This window comes from Streptomyces sp. NBC_00287 (assembly GCF_036173105.1).
Classification (GTDB): domain Bacteria; phylum Actinomycetota; class Actinomycetes; order Streptomycetales; family Streptomycetaceae; genus Streptomyces.
The window spans coordinates 9,211,762-9,234,424 of the sequence record NZ_CP108053.1 but is presented as its reverse complement, the minus strand read 5'-3'; the positions used below and the strand labels follow the sequence as shown (position 1 = coordinate 9,234,424).

Here is a 22,663-nt window from a genome sequence, read left to right as displayed (position 1 = left end):
GTGAGCGTGAACTCCCTCTCCAATGGAGCTCTCCCCCACCACCCCGTAATGACCGCTTCCGCGCACCCCGACGGAACGTTCTCCCGTGGAGGTCCCCACAACGGCTACGGCGTCCGATCCGTCTTCCGTTCCGATAACCCTGGTCATGGTCATGCCCCTTAAGCCAGGCAAGAGGGTGGGTTAGAGCGGATCCGCACGTCTCTTTCAGGCTAACTCCATCGCTCTGACGCTGCAGCGTGAAAGAATCGCCGCCGCGTCGGCACACACAAGTCTGCGCCCAAGTGGGCTTGTTGACTCCACCCTCACCAGAAGATCACCATCGCCTCCAGCGTGATCTCACGAGTCTCGTCGCGCCAGCCCGTAATCTTGTCGAGGCAGCGTGCCGTGGAGGTGCCGGAGGGGACATTCCGGCGCCACACGCTCGACTCGCCGACAATCCGTACGTGCGGCGACGACTGCCTGGGGCCATAGGGCGGCACGGCCAACTGTCGGCGCCGCACTTTTGCTGAGCCGTTCGCGCAGTTGGCCGCACCGTACGCACGCTTTACCACGCGGCTGGACCCACCCTGGAGAGTGTCGGGCTCGCCCTCGCTGGACGGACGGGCGGGGCTCGACTGACTGCCCAACTGGGTTTTCGTGTCGGACGGATGACCTTGCTGCGCAGGGTCATGGCACTGCCCGATCCGCAGCCCAGCACGCCGCGCGTGCTGGGCGTGGACGATTTCGCGACCCGCCGCGGGCAGATCTACTCCACCGTCTTGACTTGCGGGGAAATCCATCGCGTGGTCGACGTGCTCCCAACGCGCGACTCTGGGCCGGTTCCACTTGTGGCAGGGCATCGGCCGGGCCGTGGAGACCTGCGTCGCCACACACCGCGAGTGCCTGAATGCACCAACACCTTCTACGACAGCGGGTGTTGAGGTCGACTGACGACTCGGCGCCCAGCGGACCGGGCCTTGACGGCCGACGGGCCCAGCGCAAGAAGGCCGCGCACGCCCTGGTCCACGAACTGCTCGCCCAGGGGCACTCGCGCCGGGCGATAGCCCGCATCTGGGCTGGGGGCTCAACACCGTGCTGCGCTACGCACGTGCCGTCACCTGGCAGGACGCCCTTCGGGAGAACCGGACCCGGCCCAGTCGCCTGGATCCCTCAAGCCCTATCTGGAGCGGCGGTTCGCCGCGGAATCCACGAACGTCACACGCCTGCATCGCGAACTGACCGCAGAGAACGCCCCCGTCACCTACCAGATGGTCCGCGCCTACATTGCCACCCTGCGGGCCGCGCCGCCGCAGGTGCCGCCTCCTCCACCGACCGTGCGGCGGGTCACCGGCTGGCTCACCCGCCACCTCGCAGCCCTGAGCGAGGACGAGCGCGCTGCGCTGAAGGAGGTCCTGGCTCGCTGTCCCGAACTGGATGCCGCGGCCGAGCACGTCCGCGACTTCAGCGAGATCCTCACCCAGCGCCGCGGCTCCACGCTCCCCGCATGGATCGCCGTCGTCGACTCCAGCAAACTGCCCGGCCTCACCAACTTCGCCCTCCACCTGCTCCGAGACCTCGACGCGCTGACCGCTGGCCTCACCCTGCACTGGAGTTCAGGCGGCACCGAAGGCGCCGTGAACCGCATCAAGAAGATCAAGAGGCAGCTCTACGGACGCGCCGGATTCGAACTACTCCGCAAGATGATCCTGCTTGAGTAACGCTCCGCGACGATTCCCCAAGATCTGTGCCAGAACCGAGTTTTGACACCACTCTGCTCGTGGCAGCATCCTCGGCATGCTCATGCGTGAAGGAGCGGTCAGGCGTGGGCGTCTGCATCGTTGTCGGTCGGGCGTGCTGTGCGGACAGTCGCCGCCCACTGTTCCCAGGTTCCGGGGGGGGCTGATGGGTGACCGTCGTGCGGCGGTCCTGTGCGGCCGTCGTGCTGACATTTGTGGCGCTGGCCAAGTGCTCAAGCTTTCCGTTCGCTGCGGCATGGGCTCGGATCAGTGCTTCGCAGACGCCTTGGACACGTGGTGGTAGCCGGTCAAGGCCACGGAGAGCCGAGGCCCAGTCGCCGGGAGTTGGTGGAGGTGCGCCCCGGTCGCGGGAGTTGATCCCAGTGCGAAGCATGCCCATGGCCCACAGACAGTTGTCGAGAATCTCGGCCATCAGAGTGGTGTCCTCGCCGATCGCATCGGTCTCCAATGGAGTGAGGGCGATAGTGATCTCCAGCCCGCTGTTCTGATCGGCGTTGGAACGGAAAAGAGCGCTCATCAGCCCTCCGTCGATGCGTGCGATCCTCAACTGTTGTGCTGGGTGTGTCAGCTCGCGGGGTTCTGTTCCATTCGAGCCCGGGTCTTGCGTGGCGGCCGTTTCTTGCGCGGCACCGGCCAGATCGAGGTCAGCGCCTTCTGCACCGTGCGGAAGCCCACCCCGTACTTGTTCTGCAGGGGCCCGATTCGACAGCCCAGCCCGGGAATCACGGCGGATCGCCTCATACAGATCGACTTTGGACTTCGGCGGCATCCACGCCCCCTCACCACGCAGAGCCGGCTTGCTGCGGCCGAGGGAACCCGGGTGACAGCCCAGGGCTGGGCCTCGGTGGGCGGACGGCGATGCTGTCATTGTGGACGAACGAGGCCCAGTTGAGTCTGTGTGGAGGCCACCCAATGCCCATCAGCCAGTCGGTCGGCCGTAACGGCGCAAATCTACGGCGTGAAGCACAGTACGTCCAAGCCCTGCTCAACGTATTCCGCGCCGAGCGCGGCCAGACCCTGCTGGACCTCGATGGACTCGTCGGCCCCAAAACCATCGGGGCGATCGAGGAGTACCAGACAGTTGTGACGGGGATCGTCGACGGCCGGGTCGATCCTGGAGCGCAGGCCATCACGGCGCTCGAAGAGCAGACGGCGGGGGTGCTCGACGAGCTGCGCACGGTCACCATGTTCGCGCTGCTCCTCTCCCACCGGCCGGTCGAGGAGGAGCCTCCGGTCGTGGAGGACCCGGTGCTCGACGACGCCGAGTTGCAGACCCTCGTACAGTCAATCTTCGCGGAGTAGGGGCGCAGGCTGTGGATCCGACCGAAGAGCTGATCCTGGAGCATCCCAGGCCCTTGTCGCGCTGTTCAACTCCTCACGGGGCGCGATGCACGGCATCTACCAGGGTTCGCACGAGGCCGCGCTGTTCGAAGCTCAGGGCGGGGTCATCGGTCCCGGCGGCTTCAACCACCTCGGGGACGTGCTGAACACCGCCCGTAACATCCAGACCCACCGCGACGCGGCCGAACTGGCCTTGAACCGTTTGCAGGGCGTCGGACCCGCGCTCGGGGTACGTGTACGCAGCCTGTGCGACCCCGTCCTCAAGCTTGCGGATGACTACTTGAGGATCGCCCGGGAGACGAACAACGCCGCGACCGTGCTGCGGCAGACCGATCCCATCCGCCTGCAGGGGGTCGTACTCGGGCAGGGCAGCCTCGGTCCCGAGATCGGCCGCACTCCGCAGGCCCTCGTCACCAACCAGCTGAACGCCATGTCTGGACAGCTGACCGCCCGGGGAATCGAGCCACGACTGATCCCCTCCACCCAGTCGGCTCTCCAGTCCGTGCTCAACTCCATCCGGCAGCTTCCCCTCAACGGGCGGGAGGCCGCAGCGAAGCTGGCCGGGGTGCTCGGCACGATGCGTGTACTGATCAGCCAGACCGCCGTCCGGGCCGGAGTCATCGGCCGGGCCAGGCTCACCGCTGCACTGCTCGGCATCGAAACAGCCCTGGTCGAGTTCGGCGCCCGTCTGACCACGCCGATCATCATCATCGACCGCCGCGTGCTCCACCAGCTCATGGGCGTACCGGACGTCGACGGCGCCTGACCTGACTCCCACCCGGTCGGGAATCCGCCGCGCGCCGAATCCCGGCCAGCGGCCAGTGATCGCGTCAGTGATGAACGCGAAGTGGACACCTCCAACGAGGTATCTCAGCGCTGGAGCAGAGACGAGCACAGGTGTCTTCCGTACTATCGCTACGACGCCACTGTGCGGCAGTAACTACGACTGCTGGCACAAGACCAGGCAGAACAGACGCACGCGTTAAATTTCGCATACGCCGAGGGCTCGCTGTTTCTCGTAGCCCCGGCGCCGAGCAAGGGTGTGAGCGCCATGTCCGAAACCATCGCCGAACCAACCGAGTTGACCTCGCAGTACAGCGCCCAAGTAGCTGGCGATCTTGAGCGTAACCTCAAGGAGCAAGAACGCATCGACGGCGAAATCGCAGCGCTGCAGGCCCAGTTGACTGCCTTGCGGCACGATCACACGGTCCTGGTCAACATTCAGCAGGCGCTCGGCGCTGCGGCAACGCCCTCAGTGCCCGACGCCGAGCCCGCCTCGACGGTGCCTGCGCCGCGCACGAAGGGATCAGGCAAGGCCAAGCGGGCAAACGACAAGACCGGTACCGCCGCCCGGAAGCGGACCGGCACGAAGAGCGTCGCCACGGCAGCGGCCGCGTCGTCCGCCTCGCCCACGCTCGTCGAGCTCGTGCGCGCCCACCTGGCAGGCCAGAGCGAGCCCCGTTCTGCTGCCGAAATCGCTGCCGAGCTTGGACGGAAGTACCCCGAGCGCACCGTCAAGACAACGGTCGTACGCACGACGCTGGAAGGGCTGGTGGCCAAGAGCCAGGCTCAGCGCAGCAAGCAGGGCCACTCCGTCTTCTACAGCGGCCCGGACGCCGCTCCCATCCCGGCTGGAGAAGACAGCCCCCAGCAGTCCGACTGACCACGCGGGAAAGCGGGCAGCCGGCGACCGGTCAAGGGGCGCCAAGTCCGTCAAGGGCGCCCGCGAGGCCTCGATCCCAGCACCAGCGTCACGTCAACGACGCCACGGCGAAGACCGCATCACAGTCATCCAGTCCAACTGGAAGGTCTGCTCCCAGGACTCTTGGAGCTGTTGAACACGGATGACGACCCAGCCCCCGCGCTGGGCAGACCGGCCGTGCTCACGGGCTGCGGAAGTCCTTCGCATCCGGGTAGGTCACGTGGGTGCAGCCGCGCTGCGTCGTGATGTCGTCGACGTACGCGCGGAACAGAGCGGACAGCGCTTGGGAGTCGAGCACGTTGTCGTAGGCGTAGCTGGAGCTGAGGGTGTGCAGGGCCGGCTTGCCGTTGCAGATGGAGGAGGCCCACCAGGCGCCGTCGGTGTGCCCGGTCGTTCCCGTCTTGATGATCTCGTCCTTACTGCCGAGGCTGTCGAATCCCACCGTGCGTGCCTCTGGGCCGAAGTAGGAGACGGTGCGCAGCCACCAGGGCGAGTGAGTCAGTGCGCTGCGGGCGTAACGACGCTTGTCCTCGGGCAGGTCATCGGCGATGTGTCCCACCTGATCGGGGCTGACCGCCAGAAGGCAGCTCTGTACCGGGTTCGCGTCTTGGGTGGGCGTCGCGAGGGCGCGGTCGGGCAGGCGGCCTTGCCCCTGCTGCTTGAGGTGCCGGGCGAACCAGCGGCAGGAACCGTTGCCCGCCTGCGCGGGGCGAAGGGCGGACGGCGCGGTGGCCAACGAGCGCTCGGCCAGAGCAGGCAGCCGGGTCCGGCAGCCGATCCCGGCGGTGAACTTCTCGGCGGCCGAACGGGCGATGCGGGCCAGGCGCTGACGGTCTGCTACGGAGACGTCGTCGTATTCGGCCCGGGCGGTGACGTGCAGCAGTTCAGGGGCCCTCGCGCTGCTTCCGGGTCCGCACTCGGCGCGGATCGTGGTGTACCAGTTCCCGTACCAGCCCAAGGTGCCATCGCCCACGGGCTGCGGTTCAGGGCGCCGATCGGCGACAGCGGTGACGTCCGGCTTCTGACTGCCGTTGCTGTCAAGGCCGTAGAACGGCTCGCGTCGGCTGTCATCACCGATCCAGTGCAACGGCTCGGAGGCATTGGTGCCCTGCACGACCAGCGTGAACAGGCCTATCGTCTTGCCCGGACCGGGCACCTCGTAGATGGTGCAGGAACTGGGCAGCTCACGCGCGTCGAACCGGTCGTAGTCGCTGGCCTTGGCTCGGACCATCCCACCGCGCAGGTCCATCACCGTGGCCGGTGACACGAGCCGACCGCACGCCGCACTGATCTCCCGCTCGCTGGACGCGCGGTCTCGTGCGTCATCGACCGTCAGCCAACCTCCGTACAGGCTCAGCCCGATCCCGCCCCACGCCGTCCACCGCCACAGCCTGATCCACCCCGCGCGCACCGCACACTCCCCCGTTGAAACTCACCGGGCGCGATCATCTCCGCGCCAGGCACCGAGCGTAAACGTTCAGCCCTGCGCTCACTGACGCAGGACAGGCGCCGGCCCACTGTGACCCTCTGCGCGGGCGTGGGCGCTGGGGCCGCCGCCGGCACTGGGGATCCCGGCGGGCGGTGAAGGCAGTTGCCGGTCCGCGGCTGCATCGTCACGCGTCGCGGGGAGATCTGCCCCGAGGCGGGCGGGGACCGTAGGAGGTGTTGCCTGGGTCAAACTCGCCGATCGGCTGCACATGCCTGCTTCTGCAGCAGACACGCCGGCTCCGTGACGTGAAGGCCGCTTCGGGGACCCCGGTGCAAGGACGAACCTCGTGGGAACAGAAATGTGAGGTGCCCACGACGGTGAGGGCGCCGACGGCTGCTGCGGAGGTGAGGTCGCGGGCGGCTTGGCGCTTGGCCTCGGCGGGGAAGTCGTCGCTGCCGATCAGACCGATCCGGAGTGAACGGCGCTGCGGACGGGTCGCGCGGTGACGCTTTTGAAAGTTGCCCACAATCTTTCCGCGGATGCGGCGCCCTGCAGCCCCACGGCTTCCCGGATCGGCTCGAAGGGGAAGGTGACGGCGAGCGCGTCGGCGATGCGCTTCAAGTGCTCGAGCTGCGCATTGCCGTAGCCGGTCGAGCTGATGCGGATGGCCGACCGCGAGGAAGTTGCCACACGGGAGGCCCCGCAGCCAGCGCAGTCGGAGCTGCTCACCGTCCCAGCCCGGATCACTCTGCTGAACCTCGTCGGCTTCGGTCAGCTCCCGGTCGGCGCAGTGCGGCGCATCGACGAGCGGTTAGACTTGCTGTTTATATCTGGAAAGTTCATCTAACCTGGGGATGGCAGGGTGCCAGCCGGGTCGTGAGACCCAGCGACAGCACGTCGAGCGAGGAGAAGCCGGAACCGTCCATGAACGCCGAACAGCACTCAGCCGTCACCGCCCCCGACCTGTACGACCGGTCCGGAAAGCGCTACTCCCTGGACGACCCCCGCTGGCGGGGCGAGAACGGCAGCCCGCTCGCCGTCAGTGCACTGCCGGGCCTGCGTCCCGAGCAGATCGACACCGCCGAACGGTCCCTGTGGCGCTACCACGCGGCCCTGCCCGTCCCGGCCGCCCGCCGGGTGAGCCTGGGCGAAGGGTGTACGCCGATGGTCCCGGTCGACTGGGCCGGCCGCCGCGTCCACTTCAAGCTGGAGTGGTTCAATCCGACCTCCAGTTTCAAGGACCGGGGCGTATCGGTGATGATGTCCCACCTCGCGGCACACGGTGCCGACCGCGTACTCGAGGACAGTTCGGGCAACGGCGGTTCCGCGGTAGCCGCCTACGCCGCCGCTGCCGGCATCCGCGCCAAGATCATCGTTCCCGCCGCCACCTCGGAGGCCAAGATCCTCCAGGCCCGCGCCTACGGGGCGGAGATCGAACTCGTGGGCGGCACCCGCGACGAGGTCTCGGACGAGGCGATCCGCCAGTCGGAGCAGATCCCCTACGCCAGCCACAACTGGCACCCCATGTTCATCCAGGGCACCAAGACCATCGCCTACGAGATGTGGGAGTCCCTCGGCTTCACTGCGCCCGACAACGTCGTCCTGGTGGCCGGGGCGGGCAGCAACATCATCGGGTGCGACATCGCCTTCGGCGAGCTGCTCGACGCCGGCCAGATCGCCAGGCGCCCGCGCCTGTTCGTCGGGCAGCCCGAGCACTGGGCGACCATTGCCGACACGTTCAACGGCATCGACCCGGCCAAGCGCGGCGAGCGGGTACCGACGATCGCCGAGGGCGCGTCCATCGCCCACCCGGTCCGGCTGCCCGAGGCGGTGGACGCCATCCGCCGCTCCGACGGCGCCGCCTACGCCGTCCCGGAGACGGAGATCCACGCCGCGGTCCGCGCACTGAGCGCGCGAGGCCTGTTCGCCGAGCCGACCAGCAGCGTCGCCGCGGCGACCCTCGACCACTTCATCGCCACGGGCGACATCGCGCCGGGCGAGACGACCGTGGTGGTGCTCACCGGTGCGGGGCTGAAGTCCGCCGAGAAGATGGCCTCGGTGTTCGCCGGGCCCGCCGCCTGAGCCCGTGCCAGGAAAGGAGAGCGCGATGGCACACCCCTCCGAAGACGATCTCACGGACGAATACCCCGTACAGGAGGACGAGCACCTCGTACGGGAAGCCGAGCGCATCGCCGTCGCCATCGGGCGCATGTTCCCGGGCCTGTGCGAAGTCGTCCTGCACGACCTGCGCCGGCCCGACAGCGCCATCCGCGCCATCGAGAACAACCTGTCCGGGCGCCAAGTCGGCGACTCCGCCACCGAACTGGGGCTGCGCCGCATCGCGGACCCCGACTACCCCAGCGTCATCCAGAACTACAGCAACCAGTTCCCCGACGGACGCCCGGCCAAGAGCACCTCGATCGGCATCAAGAACGCCGACGGGCGTTACGTCGCAGCCCTCTGCCTGAACCTGGACGTCAGCACGCTGTCCCCGCTGGCGCTGACCCTGGCCAACCTCGTCACCACGGACGTCGAACACCGGGGTGAGGCCCTGGAAACGCTGCGCGACCGCACCGGACGCGAACTCCGGTCGGCCATCGACTCCTTCGCCGCCAAGCGCTCCAGCACCCCCCGCGGCCTCAACCGCGACCAGAAGCGCGAACTGGTCCGGCAGCTGCATCGCGAGGGGTTCTTCGAGACCCGGAGTTCCGCGCAGCTCATCGCCGACCGGCTCGGCGTCTCCCGGGCGACCGTCTACAACTACACGAAGTAGCCACCCCAAGTACCCGCCAGAACAACCCTGTTGTGACCGAGGAAGTAGCACCATGACCAACCCTCCGACCCACCGGACGACCGGCTCCAGCAGCATCCGCCTGGCCAACAGCACCGCCATGATTGCCCCGCTCGGCCACTACTCGCACGTCGCGGTCCACAACGGCGTCGCCCACATATCCGGCCAGCTCCCGCTCGACGCGGACGGTACGCCCGCGACGGACGCGCCGTTCGCGACCCAGGCGCGGATGGTCCTGCGCAACCTCGACAACTGCCTGACGGCAGCCGGTACGGATCGCGAGCACCTGCTCTCCGTGACTGTCTACGTCACCGACATCGACCAGTGGCCCGAGTTCGACACGATCTATGCCGAATGGCTGGGCTCGTACCGGCCCGCCCGCGCGGTCGCCGGTGTGCGCAGCCTGCACTACGGCGCGGCTGTGGAGGTCCAGGCCGTCGCAGCCGTCGACGCGGACGGCCAGGAATGACCGGGCACACGCCGAGCGCCGACGAATCGCAGGTCTACGTCCTGACCACCGGCGGCAGCATCGACAAGATCTACGCCCTGCAGGGAGAGATGGAGATCGGGCCGCCCGCAGCCGGTGAACTGCTGGATCGGGCAGGCGTCACCGGCCACACAATCGTCCCCGTCCTGACCAAGGACAGCCCCGACCTCACCTCTGAGGACCGTGACCGCCTCGCCGAACTGGTCGACGGCTGCCCGCCCGGCGCGGCCGTCGTCATCACCCACGGCACCGACACCATGCCGGAGACCGGCCGACACCTGCTCAAGCACATCGGCCGCACCGACGACAAGACCGTCGTCCTCACCGGAGCCCTGCAGCCGGCGGCCATGAGCCACAGCGACGCCGCCTTCAACCTCAGTTCCGCGGTCCTCGCCGCCAGAACACTCCCACCGGGCGTCTACGTCGTCATGCACGGAACAGCGTTCGACGTCGCAACCGTCCGCAAGAACTAGGCACAAGAACGCTTCGCCCGGCCCGGCAACGGAGCCTGGAGAACGCGCCGCCCCCGGAGGAATCCGCCGCGCACGCCAGGAACGCACTCGCACTGGACACCTGATCTCCTGTCCCGAGAGGGCATCCCAGCGGCAGGGAACAGCACAGAACCGCTCCCGCGTTCAGGCGGCCGCGGAGACAGGCGAAGTCCAGGTCCTCGATGTGTGGAACGGAAAAGTGATCGCGGAGACCCCCCGCACGGTGATCGTCGAGGGCAACTATTACTGGTGCGGAAGATCAAGGACCGTGGCGTTCTGGCGGGGCGTACGCGTGGAGGGCACGACCAAGCGGGTCAGCGGCGCGTGAGGTGCCGCAGGGCGACGACGGCCTGAAGCGCGGCGGCGGGGCGGAGGAGGACAGGGCGGGGCCGCTCGGGCATGGTGCCGCGGCGCAGCGCAAGGCCGGTGACTGTGGCGACGGGGAGCGCCCAGGAGGCGACCGCCGCCATCCGTACGGTGCGGCTGGGTTCGTGGCGCAGGGTGAGCCACGTCCAGTAGGCGGCGTCGGCGAGGGCATCGGCGTAGTCGCCGAAGGGGGAGGTCGTACCGTGCCTGCGGGCGAGGCGCCCGTCGGCGAGATCCAGACCGACCGCCACCACCCCGGAGGCACGGCCGGCCCCGCCGGGCAGGGCTGGGAGGTTGGCGCGCGTCAGCGTCAGGATGTCTGCCGTGGCAAGGCGGGTGCGGTGCTCCAGCAGCCCCAGGTGCAGGACGGTGAGGGCCCAGCTGGTGGCCACCCAGCGCCGTCCGGGCCGTCTGCCGGTCGCCAGTGCGTACAGGACGCCGTGCAGGACGGTGAGTTCGGCCAGGGCCCGCGGGCGGTGTGCGGCCTGGCGCAGCGACCGGTGTGCGGCTTGCCCGAGGAAGCGTACGGCGGCGCCCGGGGCGAGGTTGTCTTCGCGCAGGCCGGCCAGCAGCGCGTTGGTCGCGGCGCGGCTGTCGGCCATGTCGGATACGTGCTCCACGCTCCTCCGTCCTCCAGCACCAGGCTCGGGCTCAGGGTAGAGCGCGACGCGCCGGGAGGAAGGTGAGCGCGCTCACCGATCGGCAGGTGTGCCGGGCCTAGCGTCGGACGGAGACGGGGACGGACGTACGGAGAGGTCGGGACTATGGTGCGGATCGGTGCTCTGGCGGCGGTGACCGCGGTCGGTACGGGCGTGGCGGCCGGGTATCTGGGGCTGGTGACCGGCGCGGTGCCGCTCGATCTCGGGGTGGGCCGGCGCACGCGACCGCTCGGCCCGCGAAGCGTCGATATCGCCGCACCGCGCGAGACGGTCTTCGACGTGATCGCTCAGCCCTATCTCGGCCGGGCGACCCGGGCCATGCGGGAGAAGGTCACGGTGCTGGAGCAGGGCAGCGACATGGTCCTCGCCGCGCACCGTACCCCCGTCGCGGGCGGACGGCTGACGGCGACGACGGTGGAGACCGTGCGGTTCGTCAGGCCGGAGCGGGTCGACTTCCGCCTGGTGCGCGGGCCCGTCCCGGCGGTCACCGAGACGTTCGAACTCACCGAGGAGCAGGCGGGCACCCGGCTCGTGTACCGCGGCAAGTTGGGCACCGACCTGTGGGCGCTGGGCCAGTGGTGGGGCGGTGCGGTCGCCCCGCGCTGGGAGGCGACCGTCGCGGCCACGCTGACGGCGGTCAAGGAGGAAGCGGAGCGGCGCGCGGCCCTGGGATGAGCGGCAGACCGGCCGGGCCGGAGTCCAGGTCGCGTCAGGTTCCGGCCGTGCCGGTCGCTGCTTCGATCGACGCCGTGACGGTTCTCCGCAGTTCCTGTGCGTCCGCCCCGGCGCGGGAGCGCAGGTTCACGCCATGTGCCAGGAGGGCCAGCATGTCGGCCGCGCACCCAGGGTCCGCGCCCTTACCGAGCTGCCGCTGCCGCTGAGCCGTGAGGAGCGCAGCGTGCAGGGCGTCGCGCAGTCGCCGGTGCTGGCGGTCGAGGATGGCGCGCACTGCGGGGTCGTTGTTCTCGGTGCCCGCGTGGGCGTTGGAGATCATGCAGCCCCATTGGGCGTGCTCGCCCGTACAGCGGGTGTCGATCAGTGTGTCGAAGAACTCTGCAACGGCCGGCAGCCCGCGGTCGTCCTCGGTGAGCCTGCCGAGGGTCGGGCGGGAGCGGAGCTCGACGTAGCGTTCGAGGGCGGCGCGGTACAGCTCCTGCTTGCCGCCGAAGGTCGCGTAGAGGCTGGAGCGGTTGAGCCCGGTCGCCCCCACGATGTCCTGGATGCCGGTGGTGGCCGCGCCCTGCCGCCAGAACAGCCGGACCACCGTGTCCAGGACGGCGTCCGGGTCGAAGTGCTTGACGTCCGGCATGCCTCATCCCGCCCATCTTGAACCGAGAATTCCAGGATACCGCCTCGGGCGTTGACGTGGACTGCACTCGAACCTCTATCTTGAAACGACCGTTCCAAGATTTTCGGAGGGAAGATTCATGAGCGTCAACGCCGAGCTGCGCGCCTTCTACGCAAGCCGTCAGGAGCAGATCCCCGCAGGCATCAGGGCCGTCATGCAGCGGGCCGCCGAGGATCTGGCCGCCTCCGGCCAGGCCGACCGCGCCCTGGCCACAGGCGCCAAGGCCCCGTCCTTCGTCCTGCCCTCCGCGACCGGGCGGACGATCGGTCTGGACGAACTGCTGGCCCAGGGTCCGGTGGTGCTGACCTTCTACCGCGGCGCCTGGTGTCCCTACTGCAACATCGCGCTTCGCTCCCTGCAGCAGCACCACGACGACATCACTGCCCGTGGTGCTCGCCTGGTGGCCCTCTCCCCGCAGATCCCCGATGAGTCCCTCACGTTCGCGGAGAAGAACGAGCTGGCGTTCGACGTGCTGAGCGACGTCGGGTGCGACACCGCCAAGCAGTACGGTCTCGCCTTCGACCTGCCCGAGGACCTGGCGGCCGTCTACGAAGGATTCGGCATCGACCTTCACCGGTCCAACGCCGGCCACCCGCGCACCCTGCCCGTCCCCGCGACCTACGTGATCGACCGCGCGGGCACGATCCGCTGGGCCTTCGTCGACACCGATTACACCGCCCGCGCCGAACCGGCCGACGTCCTCGCCGCCCTGGACGCTCTCGCCTGAGCACCCTTCTCAGTCGTGAACCGTTGCGGCGGTCGGCCAATGCGCCAACCGCCGCGACCTCACCGACCGGCGTCAGCGGTGGCGGCGGTCGGTGTGAGGTGCCCTGCTTGATCAACCGTGCGTGACGCTCTTGGTCATTGCGTGTCCGGGACAGCAGGGGGTGTGGGCGCTGCCGCTTCGCCGGTGTCACCGGCTTGACGCAGGCGCCTGCCTGAGCGCTGGACGACGTGCGTGGCGCCCAGGTAGTCGCCCCGCGTGCCTCCACCTGCGTGCCGTCGACCCGTGCTCGTACGAGGCGCTGTGTGCGGGCGAGGTCCTTGTCGATGGCCAGCCGCCGGTTGCTGCCCGGCCCCCGATGACGACGTCCTTGTCGCCGAAGCAGTCGCTGCTGGCCAGGACGGGGAAGATCGGCCGGCCCTTCACGTAGTAGCCGCCCCGGTCCTGATAGGAGTCGTAGGCGCCGTACGGGCGCTGCCGTTGCTGCGCAGCGCGCCGGTGTCAGTGGACAGCACCTCCGTGCCGGGATGGGCGATGCGCCACTGCTTCCACGTGATCCACACCAGGGGACGGTGTCCAGCCGGGTGCCCTTCAACGGGCCGCTGACCTCTGCCGGCCGATGACGCCCCCGCCGACGAGCAGGACTGTGGCCGCACCGATCACTCCCGCGCGCCCCTTGATGGCCTGCCGCCGTCGCGGGCGGTCGCCTTGCTGACCGTTCACCCGGCACCTCCCGATTCCTCGGGACGCGGGCTCGCGCGGCGGCGAACACCGCTGCGCACCATCGATCGTCCCTGGGCCGAGCGAGAGGTTCGGTGAGCGCGCTTACAGTTCTCGCCCTCCGAAGCGGCCTACGGTCGGATCATGGTGCTGAGGATCGTGCTCGGGACGGTGTACACAGCGATGGCCGTCGGCCAGATCGCCTCCTTCGGACACATGCCGCGGATTCTGTCCGCATACGGGCTGGTGACCGGTGGCACCGCGACGACGCCGGCCGTGGCGCTGATCGCGGGCGAGTTGGTGTGCGGAATCTGGTTCCTGGCCCGCCCACGGTCGAAGGCCCTGGCACCGGTGTGGGTGTACACGGGCGTGTCGGTGGTGTGGTCGCTGCTTGCAGTGCAGGCGTACGCACGGGGCCTGCCAGTGGGCAACTGTGGCTGCTTCGGGATCTACCTTTCCCAGCACCTGAGCTGGTTCGTGCTGCTCCAAGACGCCCTGACTCTGCTCTACGCCGCTCCGCCCGCACCGCGCCCACCCCCTCGCACGTCGACCGGGGGGAGGCGAGCCGCCATGTCGGCATCCCGTGACCGCTCCGCTCTCAGCGGCGGCCCTGGGCGCCCGGCCGTCCCGCCCCACCTGCGTCGCAAGCGGACGACATCCCAGGCCGTGGCGTTGCCCGGCGACTGAAAGAGACCTACCCATGGAGGAGTTCCGCGTGACCCAGGCACCCACTCCCCGGCGCAAGGTGGACCGCGACGAGGTGTTCGTGGAGTTCACCAAGTCGATCTGCCCGATGTGCAAGACGCCTGTCGACGCGCAGGTCAACATCCGCGACAACAAGGTGTACCTGCGCAAACGCTGCCGCGATCACGGGGAGTTCGAGGCGCTGGTGTACGGGGATGCCGAGGAGTACCTGTCCTCGGCGCGCTTCAACAAACCCGGCACGATCCCGCTCGCCTTCCAGACCGAGGTGAAGGACGGCTGCCCCTCCGACTGCGGGCTGTGCCCGGAGCACAAGCAGCACGCCTGTCTGGGGATCATCGAGGTCAACACCGGCTGCAACCTGGACTGCCCGATCTGCTTCGCCGACTCCGGCCACCAGCCGGACGGCTACTCCATCACCCATGAGCAGTGCGAGCGGATGCTCGACACCTTCATCGCGTCGGAGGGTGAGGCGGAAGTGGTGATGTTCTCCGGCGGGGAGCCCACCATCCACAAGCAGATCCTCGACTTCATCGACCTGGCCCAGGCACGCCCGATCAAGAACGTCACCCTCAACACCAACGGCATCCGGCTCGCCACCGACAAGACCCTCGTGGCCGAACTCGGCAAGCGCAACCAGGTCCCGGGGAAGTCGGTGAACATCTACCTCCAGTTCGACGGCTTCGACGAGCGCACCCACCGGGAGATCCGCGGCCGGGATCTGCGTACGTTCAAGCAGCGGGCCCTGGACAACTGCGCGGAGGCCGGGCTGACGGTCACCTTGGTCGCGGCCGTCGAACGCGGCCTGAACGAGCATGAGTTGGGCGCGATCATCGAGTACGGCGTCGACCACCCGGCCGTCCGCTCGGTGGCCTTCCAGCCGGTCACCCACTCCGGGCGACACGTCCCTTTCGACCCGCTGAACCGGCTCACCAACCCCGACGTGATCCGCCTCATCGGCGAGCAACTGCCCGGTTGGTTCACCAAGGGCGACTTCTTCCCCGTGCCGTGCTGCTTCCCCACCTGCCGCTCCATCACTTACCTCCTGGTGGACGGCTTGCCGGGCAACCGCACGGTTGTCCCCATCCCGCGGCTGCTGGACGTCGAGGACTACTTGGACTACGTCACCAACCGGGTGCTGCCCGACACCGGCATCCGCGAGGCTCTGGAGAAACTGTGGTCCGCCTCCGCGTTCATGGGCACGGCCACGACCGAGGAGAAGCTCCGGGCGACCGCCGAGGCCCTGGATTGCTCGGAGGCCTGCGGTATCGACCTGCCCGAGGCTGTGAAGGACCTCAACGACAAGGCGTTCATGATCGTCGTGCAGGACTTCCAGGACCCCTACACCCTCAACGTCAAACAGCTGATGAAGTGCTGCGTCGAGGAGATCACCCCGGACGGGAGGCTCATCCCGTTCTGCGCCTACAACTCCGTCGGCTACCGCGAACAGGTCCGTTCCCAGATGTCGGGCGTGCCCGTCGCCGACGTGGCACCCAACGCGCTGCCCCTCACCGACCGGCTCACCGACACCCCGTACGGCTCGAAGACCACCAGACCCCCGGAGCACCAGCAGTGAACCACGACGAGATCAAGTCCTGCTGCGCCGACGCCTACTCCAAGGACATCGTCGCCCTGCTGCTCGGCGACTCCTACCACCCCGGCGGCACCGCCCTCACCCGCCGCCTGGCCGATGCTCTCGCTCTCGCCCCCGGCATGCGTGTACTGGACGTGGCCTCCGGCCGCGGCACCACGGCCCTGCGGCTCGCCTACGCCCACGGAGTGCGCGTGGACGGCGTCGACTACGCGCCCGCGAACACCGCACTCGCCCAGGGAGCCGCTCAGGCCGCGGGCCTCGCCGACCAGACCGTGTTCGTCACCGGCGACGCCGAACACCTGCCGTACGAGGACGGGGTGTTCGACGCGGTGGTGTGCGAGTGCGCCCTGTGCACCTTCCCCGACAAGGCGCAGGCCGCCTCCGAGTTCGCCCGCGTGCTCAAGCCCGGCGGGCGCGTCGGCATCACCGACGTCACCTCCGACCCGCGTCGGCTGCCTCCCGAACTGCTCGGCCTCGGCGCCCGCATCGCCTGCGTCGCCGATGCCCGCCCCCTGGACGAGTACGCCGAGATCCTGTCCCGAGCCGGCCTGCGCGTCACGCTCACCGAGCGCCACGATCAGGCGATGGCTCGCATGATCGACCAGATCGAGGCGCGGCTGAACTTGTTGCGGATCACCTCCCCCACCCGCCTCGCCGACGCCGGCGTGGACCTCACGGCCGCCCCCGCCGTGCTCAACGCGGCCCGTGCCGCCGTCGCGGACGGCACGCTCGGCTACGCCCTGCTGATCGCGGCGAAAGCACTCCCGCTTACGTAAGCGCCCTCACATACCTGCCCAGTGCACGAGTCATAGCGTCGCACTCACAGGAGAAGTCACCGTATGTGAGAGGGGCGCTCATCATGACAACCACCCTGCGGGTGTCCCCGGGCACAGCCGTCATCCCGGTCCACGCGGTGTGGGGTGCCGCCGCCGGGCTGGCCGGCGGGATCGGGATGGGCATCTGGATGTCGGTGTCCCGGCCCATGATGGACACCGCGGTGATCACCATGGTGGCCGGGCTGCTCGGCTCGACCAATGCCTTCGCCGGGTGGCTGATCCACCTGGGCATCGCCCTCTTCGCGGGCGTCGGCTTCGGCGTCCTGCTGGGCCGGTTCGCTCAGCGCCTCGCACCCGCCCTGGCACTCGGCCTGGCCTACGGCATGGTGTGGTGGGTCCTCGGCGCACTGTGGATCATGCCCGCCAACATGGGCATGCCCGTCTTCGAGTGGAACGACGTCACCTCCTCCAGCCTCGGCGCACACCTGGTGTTCGGGCTGCTGGCCGGAGCGACGTACGCCATCGTCTCGCAGGCGATGGGCGAGAACAGCGGATCGGCCCGAGGATGAGCCCCGTACCGCCCGCGTCAACACCGAGCCCCGGCAGCCCCCGGCCGGAGGGCACGCCGCGCGACATAACAGGCGACGAAGGCGCGGTGCCCTACTGTCTGGCCGACAGCGCCGAGGCGCTGGCCGGCCCGGCATGGGGCGCCGCGCCCCCGCCCTGGGCCCCGGGACGACGCGAGGAGACGCACATCATGGCCGACGCCGCAGAAGACGCCGACCCCACCGAGCGGACCTGGTGCCTGTCCGAAGTCGACATCTTCTGCGATCTGTCCGAGCCGGAGATGGCAGCCATCGCCGAGGCGGCGCCGATGAAGACCTACGCCGCCGGGGAGATCCTTCACTCGCCGTCCCAGCCGTCCGAGGTGCTGTTCATCCTCAAACGCGGCCGCGTGCGCATCTTCCGGGTCTCCGCGGACGGCCGCGCCCTCACCACCGCGATCATCAGTCCCGGCACCATCTTCGGCGAGATGGTCCTGCTCGGGCAGCACATGTACGACAACTACGCCGAAGCCCTCGACGACGTCACCGTCTGTGTGATGAGCCGCGCCGATGTCCACAAGTTCCTGCTCGCCGACGCCCGGATCGCCGCCCGCATCACGGCGATCCTCGGTCGCCGCCTCGCCGACCTCGAACGACGGCTGTCGGACAGCGTGTTCAAGACCGTCGCCCAGCGCGTCGCCACCACCCTCACCACACTCACCGCCGCCCAGCCCCCGGCAAGTCCCCTGCGTCCCGTCGGACGCCGCCCCCAGGTGGCCCTCACCCACGAACAACTCGCCGCCCTCGCCGGTACCTCCCGCGAGACGTGCACCAAGGTGCTGCGCGACTACGCCGACCACGGCCTGATCCGCCTCGCCCGGGGCCGCATCACCGTCCTCGACAGCGAACGCCTCAGGGACGCCGCGGGCTGACGTCACCGAACCGTAAGACCGCCGCCCTGCCGCTGCCGGGCCAGGTGACCTACAGTCACAGCCAGCCCACAACCAGAGGAGTCTCCATGCGCGCCCGCGCCCTCGTCCCGGCCGCCCTGGCCGCCGCACTGCTGACCGTGACCGGTTGCGGCTCCGACGGCAGTTCCGGCGCAGCAGGTGACTCGGCGCCGGAAGCATCGGCGGCTTCATCCGCCGCCGAGCAGCCGACCACGCCGGACGCGGGCGGCGCCGGGGCCGGGGTGCCCGAGGTGCTGGCCTTCTCAGGCACGACCGTGGACGGCGAATCCTTCGACGGCAAGACCCTCGCGGGCAAGCCCACCGTGCTGTGGTTCTGGGCCCCCTGGTGTCCCAAGTGCCGCGCCCAGGCCGCCGAGACCGCGAAGGTCGCCGCCGATTACGCGGGGAAGGCGAACGTGGTCGGCGTCGCGGGCCTCGACACGAACGCCGCCATGAAGGACTTCGTCGCCGAGACCGGTACCGGCTCCTTCCCCCACCTGTCCGACGAGGACGGTGCCGTCTGGAAGCGGTTCGAGGTCACGGAGCAGAGCCGCTACGTCATCCTCGACAAGGCCGGCAAGACCGTCTACGAAGGGGTCCTGCCCGGCGGCGATGGCCTGGCCGACAAGGTCGCCGGGCTCACCGGCTGAGCCCCATGGCCGACCTGCCCCTCGCCCTCGCACTCGGTGCGGGCATGCTCGCCGCCGTCAACCCGTGCGGCTTCGCCCTGCTCCCCGCCTACCTGTCCCTGCTCGTCCTCGGCGACGACTCCCCCAGCCGAGCCGTCTCCATCGGCCGCGCCCTGACCGCGACCGCCGCGATGACGGTCGGCTTCGTCGCGCTCTTCGGCGTTTTCGGCCTCGCCGTGCAGCCCGTCGCGGGCCAGGTGCAACAGCATCTGCCCTGGTTCACCATCGGCTTCGGGCTGCTCATGTCGATCGCGGGTGCCTGGATGCTCGCCGGGCGCCAACTGCCCACCCTCACCCCGAAGATACGCCGGGCACCCACCGTCACCCGTTCCCTGCCCTCAATGGCGCTCTTCGGCATGGCCTACGCCACCGCCTCACTCGGCTGCACCATCGCACCGTTCCTCGCCATCGTGGTCTCCGCCTTCCGCACCGGCTCCACCGGCGAGGGCGTCGCCCTGTTCACGGCCTACGCGGGCGGAATGGGCCTGATCGTCGGCATCGCCTCGCTCACCGTCGCCCTCACCCGCGCCACAGCCGTAACCCGCCTGCGCCGCTTCGGCACGATCGCACCCCGCCTCGGCGGCGGTCTGCTCCTCCTCGTGGGCACCTACGTGGCCTACTACGGCTGGTACGAAATCCGCGTCCAGCACGACCCCACCGTCCAGGACCCGGTCATCGACGCGGCGGGAACCGTCCAACGCACCATCGCCGACGCCCTCGACGCCGTAGACCCGGCGATGGCTGCGCTCGTCTTCGTCGGCCTGTTGATCGCAACGGTGGTGCCGGCGCGACTGAGGCAAGGACGCCGTAGCAAGGGCAGATTCGGGCAACCTTGACGGTGTACTTCCCACCGGGGGGTCTTCCGACCGCTCCTCTTCCCCCCAGCCGTGAAGATCCGGCTCCGCCCAGACAACCTCTGGCACGCATTCACCTCGACCGGCCACACAGCCAACTGGGCCCGGCGGCATCGCCGGGGCCCCCTCCGTCGTGGTGGGGTAGTCGCAGGTCAGCTCTAGGCGCAGTGCGAGTGTGCACCGCTGCTGGTCCGGTGCGACCACTTCATTGCATCGCGGGTATTCGGTCCGTATTCGCCGTCTGCGGCGACGCCAACACGATTCTGAACTGTGATCACTGCAGACCTGGTTGCGGGACCATACTCACCGTCTACCGCCAGTCCCGCCCCATAGCATTTGTTCAGCGTGAACTGAAGTGCACTCACTCCGCTGTTCGAGCTCCCGTATTTGAGGTAGCACCAGTACGGGTCGGCGGGGGGCGTAATTCTGGTGCGGCAACCGGATGTAATAACTCCCCGTGGGGAGCTTCTTGGAGGTGTTGCATTCGTAGCTTGCAGCGGCTACGGCGGACGGTGCGGCAGCAATCGCGCCGCCCAGCAGGCCGGCAAGGAGCGCGCCGGCCGAAAGGATGCACGCGGAACGCTTTTTGGTCAGAACCTTCATTGATTTCTCTCCTCGGAGCGGAGTGGGCGGATCGAATACGACGGGCACAGTGAGCCCTGTCCATGGACCTTAGGGTCATCGTGGGCTACGGACTTTGTCATCCGTGGACGGACCTTTGTCAGTAGTGCACCGCCTCAAGTTGACGCCACACGGCGATAGGACGGAGTTGGGGCTTCGCGGACGCCACCCACTTCAGCAAGGTGTTCAAACAGGCGTACGGAATCTCGCCCCGGGCCTGGCGCGACCAGAACCACCCCCGCACCTCCGCGAGATGACCTCCGCGGCCGCGTTCCGCGTGACCGACCTCGGACGCTCGGCCTGGGGCTGCGGTCAGGCGACCAGTGCCAGCTCCCTGGCTTCGGTGAGCTCCGTGGTCGGGCACCGTCACGTGCGGGGTCGAGCGCACCCCGAGCCGGCTGACGCACTCCCGCGTAGGACGAACGCCCGGCCCTCGCGGGGTGAAGTGCTCCTCCAACCAGCACAACGAACAACCCGGCAGGTCACAACACTCGCCAACTTCGATCGAGCGACCTGCCCCCCTTGCATGTTCTATGCCATAACCCATAAGTTACCGGCGGGTAGCTCGCTCGGCGGGCCATCTCGTCGTTGGGAGGGTGATAGGCAAGTGAGTCCGCGCAAGAGTGACAGCCGTGACCGGATGATCCTCAGTGCTACTGCGCTGCTGCGTGAGTACGGGGCAAGCGCGACCAGCATCGACCGGGTGCTCGCACACAGCGGAGCCCCCCGGGGCTCGGTGTACCACCACTTCCCCGGCGGGCGTACGCAGCTCATCGACGAAGCGGTCGCACTGGCCGGGGACTTCATAGCGGGGCTGATCGACGCCGCCATGCAGGCGGATGATCCGGTGGAGGCCGTCGACGCGTTCTTCGTGCTGTGGCGTGACCGGCTCGTGGAGAGCGGCTTCCGGGCCGGCTGCCCGATCGTGGCGGTGGCCGTCGAGACCAACGACGACGCACCCCAACTTGCCCGCTCCGCCGCCGCCGTGTTCGCCCGCTGGCAGGAGGCCCTCGCGGCCCTCTTCCTGCGGCACGGCCTGACCGAGGAACGCAGCCGCCGACTCGGCGCCTTCATCATCGCTGCGGTCGAAGGCGCGGTGATCATGTGCCGGGCCGAGCAGAGCACCGCCCCGATCGAGGCAGCCGCCGCCGAGATCCACGACCTGCTCCTCCACACCCTGCGCGACCGCCCTGGCGCCGAACCCGGGCCCCGGCCGTAGCCCGCAGCCACTTCACCCAGTCAACTCAGCTCGAAGGAGTCACCATGCCCTCGCTCGACCGCCACGACAACGTCTTCGTCCTCGACCTCGGAGACGGAGAGAACCGCTTCCACCCCGACTGGCTCACCGCCGTCAGTGCCGCGCTCGACGAGGTGGAGAAGGCCGAAGGACCCCGCGCCCTGGTCACCGCCGCCACCGGCAAGTTCTACTCCAACGGACTCGACCTGGACTGGCTGTTCGCCCACGCCGACCAGCACCAGGACTACGTCGTCTCCGTCCATGAGCTGTTCGCGCGGATGCTGTCGCTGCCCGTCATCACCGTGGCCGCGCTGCAGGGGCACACCTTCGCCGCCGGCGCGATGTTCTCCCTCGCCCACGACTTCCGCGTCATGCGCGCCGACCGCGGCTACTGGTGCCTGCCCGAAGCGGACATCAACATCCCCTTCACGCCCGGCATGGCCGCCCTCATCCAGTCCAGGCTGGCCCCGCAGACCGCACACGAGGCCATGCTCACCGCCCGCCGCTACGGCGGCGACGATGCCGCGGTCGTCGGCATCGTCGACCAGGCGGTCACCGAGGAAGCCGTGCGCTCCACCGCCATCGACATCGCCCAGGCACAGGTGGCCAAGGCCGGCGACACCCTCGGCACCATCAAGGCCCGGATGTACGCCCCGGCCCTGTCCACCCTGCGCGACACCACCAACCCGCTCGGCTGACCAGGACCCCACCGACCGCCACCCCGCGCCCCGGCTCACCCCGGGGACAACGGATGACCCGGGGGTGGTGTCACCGGGCCCGAGAGGCGCCGTTGGAGACGCTGATGAGAGGTTCGACTACCGCCTGGCCCGACAACGGATCAACGTGCTGTTCGCGATGCTCCGCGACGGCACCTTCTACGAACCCAGAACCCCACGCCTCG

General features: G+C 69.0%; 27 protein-coding genes and 1 pseudogene. 21 read left to right on the top strand and 7 right to left on the bottom strand.

All coding sequences use genetic code 11. The annotated features are described in order from the left end of the window. Positions 1-302: 302 nt before the first annotated feature. Positions 303-869 (bottom strand): hypothetical protein, encoded by a 567-nt coding sequence (locus OHT76_RS42000; protein ID WP_328876146.1) that lies wholly within the window; start codon positions 867-869, stop codon positions 303-305. A 378-nt stretch (positions 870-1,247) separates the two neighbouring features. Here OHT76_RS42000 and OHT76_RS41995 point away from each other — a divergent pair, with 378 nt between their 5' ends. From OHT76_RS41995 to OHT76_RS41980, 4 genes are all read left to right on the top strand, one after another. Further along, positions 1,248-1,697: a transposase gene (locus OHT76_RS41995; RefSeq protein WP_328876145.1), complete on the top strand. Its 450-nt coding sequence runs from the start codon at positions 1,248-1,250 to the stop codon at positions 1,695-1,697. 951 nt (positions 1,698-2,648) lie between these two features. Continuing rightward, entirely contained in the window at positions 2,649-3,038 is a 390-nt protein-coding gene (locus OHT76_RS41990; protein ID WP_328876144.1) for a hypothetical protein, read from the top strand. A gap of 85 nt (positions 3,039-3,123) precedes the next feature. Then, positions 3,124-3,843 (top strand): hypothetical protein, encoded by a 720-nt coding sequence (locus OHT76_RS41985; RefSeq protein ID WP_328876143.1) that lies wholly within the window; start codon positions 3,124-3,126, stop codon positions 3,841-3,843. Positions 3,844-4,128: 285 nt separating this feature from the next. After that, positions 4,129-4,740: a hypothetical protein gene (locus OHT76_RS41980; protein WP_328876142.1), complete on the top strand. Its 612-nt coding sequence runs from the start codon at positions 4,129-4,131 to the stop codon at positions 4,738-4,740. Positions 4,741-4,960: 220 nt separating this feature from the next. On the opposite strand, the gene OHT76_RS41975 is transcribed toward OHT76_RS41980, so the two are convergent. Together OHT76_RS41975 and OHT76_RS41965 are read right to left on the bottom strand one after the other, a co-directional pair. Beyond that, a complete protein-coding gene (locus OHT76_RS41975; RefSeq protein ID WP_328876141.1) occupies positions 4,961-6,190 on the bottom strand; it encodes a hypothetical protein in 1,230 nt (409 codons plus the stop codon). A 477-nt stretch (positions 6,191-6,667) separates the two neighbouring features. Further along, a complete protein-coding gene (locus OHT76_RS41965; RefSeq protein ID WP_328876775.1) occupies positions 6,668-6,898 on the bottom strand; it encodes a hypothetical protein in 231 nt (76 codons plus the stop codon). A gap of 234 nt (positions 6,899-7,132) precedes the next feature. On the opposite strand from OHT76_RS41965, the gene OHT76_RS41960 reads away from it, so the two are divergent. The 5 genes from OHT76_RS41960 to OHT76_RS41940 all read left to right on the top strand — a co-directional run bounded on the left by OHT76_RS41960 (position 7,133) and on the right by OHT76_RS41940 (position 10,305). Continuing rightward, positions 7,133-8,290: a threonine synthase gene (locus tag OHT76_RS41960; RefSeq protein ID WP_328876748.1), complete on the top strand. Its 1,158-nt coding sequence runs from the start codon at positions 7,133-7,135 to the stop codon at positions 8,288-8,290. Between the two features lie 25 nt (positions 8,291-8,315). Further along, positions 8,316-8,981 (top strand): helix-turn-helix transcriptional regulator, encoded by a 666-nt coding sequence (locus OHT76_RS41955; RefSeq protein WP_328876140.1) that lies wholly within the window; start codon positions 8,316-8,318, stop codon positions 8,979-8,981. A 52-nt stretch (positions 8,982-9,033) separates the two neighbouring features. After that, positions 9,034-9,468, top strand: coding sequence for a RidA family protein (locus OHT76_RS41950; RefSeq protein WP_328876139.1), 435 nt, complete (start codon positions 9,034-9,036; stop codon positions 9,466-9,468). Beyond that, positions 9,465-9,959, top strand: a complete 495-nt coding sequence (locus tag OHT76_RS41945) for an asparaginase domain-containing protein (protein ID WP_328876138.1) — start codon at positions 9,465-9,467, stop codon at positions 9,957-9,959. Before OHT76_RS41950 ends, OHT76_RS41945 begins: the two co-directional genes overlap by 4 nt. Positions 9,960-10,176: 217 nt before the next feature. Beyond that, positions 10,177-10,305: a hypothetical protein gene (locus tag OHT76_RS41940; RefSeq protein ID WP_328876137.1), complete on the top strand. Its 129-nt coding sequence runs from the start codon at positions 10,177-10,179 to the stop codon at positions 10,303-10,305. On the opposite strand, the gene OHT76_RS41935 is transcribed toward OHT76_RS41940, so the two are convergent. Further along, on the bottom strand, positions 10,292-10,963 hold the full coding sequence (locus OHT76_RS41935) for a CDP-alcohol phosphatidyltransferase family protein (RefSeq protein WP_328876136.1): 672 nt from the start codon (positions 10,961-10,963) through the stop codon (positions 10,292-10,294). The two genes, OHT76_RS41940 and OHT76_RS41935, sit on opposite strands and share 14 nt — an antisense overlap. 144 nt (positions 10,964-11,107) lie before the next feature. On the opposite strand from OHT76_RS41935, the gene OHT76_RS41930 reads away from it, so the two are divergent. Further along, positions 11,108-11,677, top strand: coding sequence for an SRPBCC family protein (locus OHT76_RS41930; protein WP_328876135.1), 570 nt, complete (start codon positions 11,108-11,110; stop codon positions 11,675-11,677). A 34-nt stretch (positions 11,678-11,711) separates the two neighbouring features. Here the strand turns inward: OHT76_RS41930 and OHT76_RS41925 are convergent, their stop codons facing one another. Continuing rightward, the gene (locus OHT76_RS41925; RefSeq protein WP_328876134.1) at positions 11,712-12,311 is read right to left on the bottom strand and encodes a TetR/AcrR family transcriptional regulator; all 600 of its coding nucleotides are present in this window, start codon (positions 12,309-12,311) and stop codon (positions 11,712-11,714) included. A gap of 118 nt (positions 12,312-12,429) precedes the next feature. On the opposite strand from OHT76_RS41925, the gene OHT76_RS41920 reads away from it, so the two are divergent. After that, the gene (locus OHT76_RS41920) at positions 12,430-13,077 is read left to right on the top strand and encodes a peroxiredoxin-like family protein (protein WP_328876133.1); all 648 of its coding nucleotides are present in this window, start codon (positions 12,430-12,432) and stop codon (positions 13,075-13,077) included. Positions 13,078-13,496: 419 nt separating this feature from the next. On the opposite strand, the gene OHT76_RS41915 is transcribed toward OHT76_RS41920, so the two are convergent. Then, the gene (locus OHT76_RS41915; protein WP_328876132.1) at positions 13,497-13,637 is read right to left on the bottom strand and encodes a hypothetical protein; all 141 of its coding nucleotides are present in this window, start codon (positions 13,635-13,637) and stop codon (positions 13,497-13,499) included. Positions 13,638-13,938: 301 nt separating this feature from the next. Here OHT76_RS41915 and OHT76_RS41910 point away from each other — a divergent pair, with 301 nt between their 5' ends. From OHT76_RS41910 to OHT76_RS41880, 7 genes are all read left to right on the top strand, one after another. Further along, on the top strand, positions 13,939-14,481 hold the full coding sequence (locus OHT76_RS41910; RefSeq protein ID WP_328876131.1) for a MauE/DoxX family redox-associated membrane protein: 543 nt from the start codon (positions 13,939-13,941) through the stop codon (positions 14,479-14,481). A 28-nt stretch (positions 14,482-14,509) separates the two neighbouring features. Continuing rightward, the gene (locus OHT76_RS41905) at positions 14,510-16,072 is read left to right on the top strand and encodes a radical SAM protein (RefSeq protein WP_328876130.1); all 1,563 of its coding nucleotides are present in this window, start codon (positions 14,510-14,512) and stop codon (positions 16,070-16,072) included. After that, complete coding sequence (locus tag OHT76_RS41900) at positions 16,069-16,866, top strand: class I SAM-dependent methyltransferase (RefSeq protein ID WP_328876129.1); 798 nt, start codon at positions 16,069-16,071, stop codon at positions 16,864-16,866. The genes OHT76_RS41905 and OHT76_RS41900 overlap by 4 nt, the downstream gene beginning before the upstream one ends. Before the next feature lie 83 nt (positions 16,867-16,949). Then, the gene (locus OHT76_RS41895) at positions 16,950-17,435 is read left to right on the top strand and encodes a hypothetical protein (protein WP_328876128.1); all 486 of its coding nucleotides are present in this window, start codon (positions 16,950-16,952) and stop codon (positions 17,433-17,435) included. An 86-nt stretch (positions 17,436-17,521) separates the two neighbouring features. Continuing rightward, the gene (locus tag OHT76_RS41890; protein WP_328876127.1) at positions 17,522-18,343 is read left to right on the top strand and encodes a Crp/Fnr family transcriptional regulator; all 822 of its coding nucleotides are present in this window, start codon (positions 17,522-17,524) and stop codon (positions 18,341-18,343) included. A gap of 86 nt (positions 18,344-18,429) precedes the next feature. Then, positions 18,430-19,011: a redoxin family protein gene (locus OHT76_RS41885; RefSeq protein ID WP_328876126.1), complete on the top strand. Its 582-nt coding sequence runs from the start codon at positions 18,430-18,432 to the stop codon at positions 19,009-19,011. A 5-nt stretch (positions 19,012-19,016) separates the two neighbouring features. Next, positions 19,017-19,886 carry a cytochrome c biogenesis CcdA family protein gene (locus tag OHT76_RS41880; RefSeq protein WP_328876125.1) on the top strand — a complete coding sequence of 290 codons (870 nt, stop codon included), beginning with the start codon at positions 19,017-19,019 and terminating at the stop codon, positions 19,884-19,886. A gap of 176 nt (positions 19,887-20,062) precedes the next feature. Here the strand turns inward: OHT76_RS41880 and OHT76_RS44235 are convergent, their stop codons facing one another. Then, complete coding sequence (locus tag OHT76_RS44235) at positions 20,063-20,269, bottom strand: peptidoglycan-binding domain-containing protein (protein ID WP_443049893.1); 207 nt, start codon at positions 20,267-20,269, stop codon at positions 20,063-20,065. A 390-nt stretch (positions 20,270-20,659) separates the two neighbouring features. Between OHT76_RS44235 and OHT76_RS41875 the strand changes: the two are divergent. The 3 genes and pseudogenes from OHT76_RS41875 to OHT76_RS41865 all read left to right on the top strand — a co-directional run. Then, a pseudogene (locus tag OHT76_RS41875) lies at positions 20,660-20,782 on the top strand (AraC family transcriptional regulator); the annotation flags it as partial. Between the two features lie 350 nt (positions 20,783-21,132). Continuing rightward, positions 21,133-21,744, top strand: coding sequence for a TetR/AcrR family transcriptional regulator (locus OHT76_RS41870; RefSeq protein WP_328876124.1), 612 nt, complete (start codon positions 21,133-21,135; stop codon positions 21,742-21,744). A gap of 44 nt (positions 21,745-21,788) precedes the next feature. Beyond that, positions 21,789-22,460, top strand: a complete 672-nt coding sequence (locus OHT76_RS41865; RefSeq protein WP_328876123.1) for an enoyl-CoA hydratase-related protein — start codon at positions 21,789-21,791, stop codon at positions 22,458-22,460. Positions 22,461-22,663: the final 203 nt, after the last annotated feature.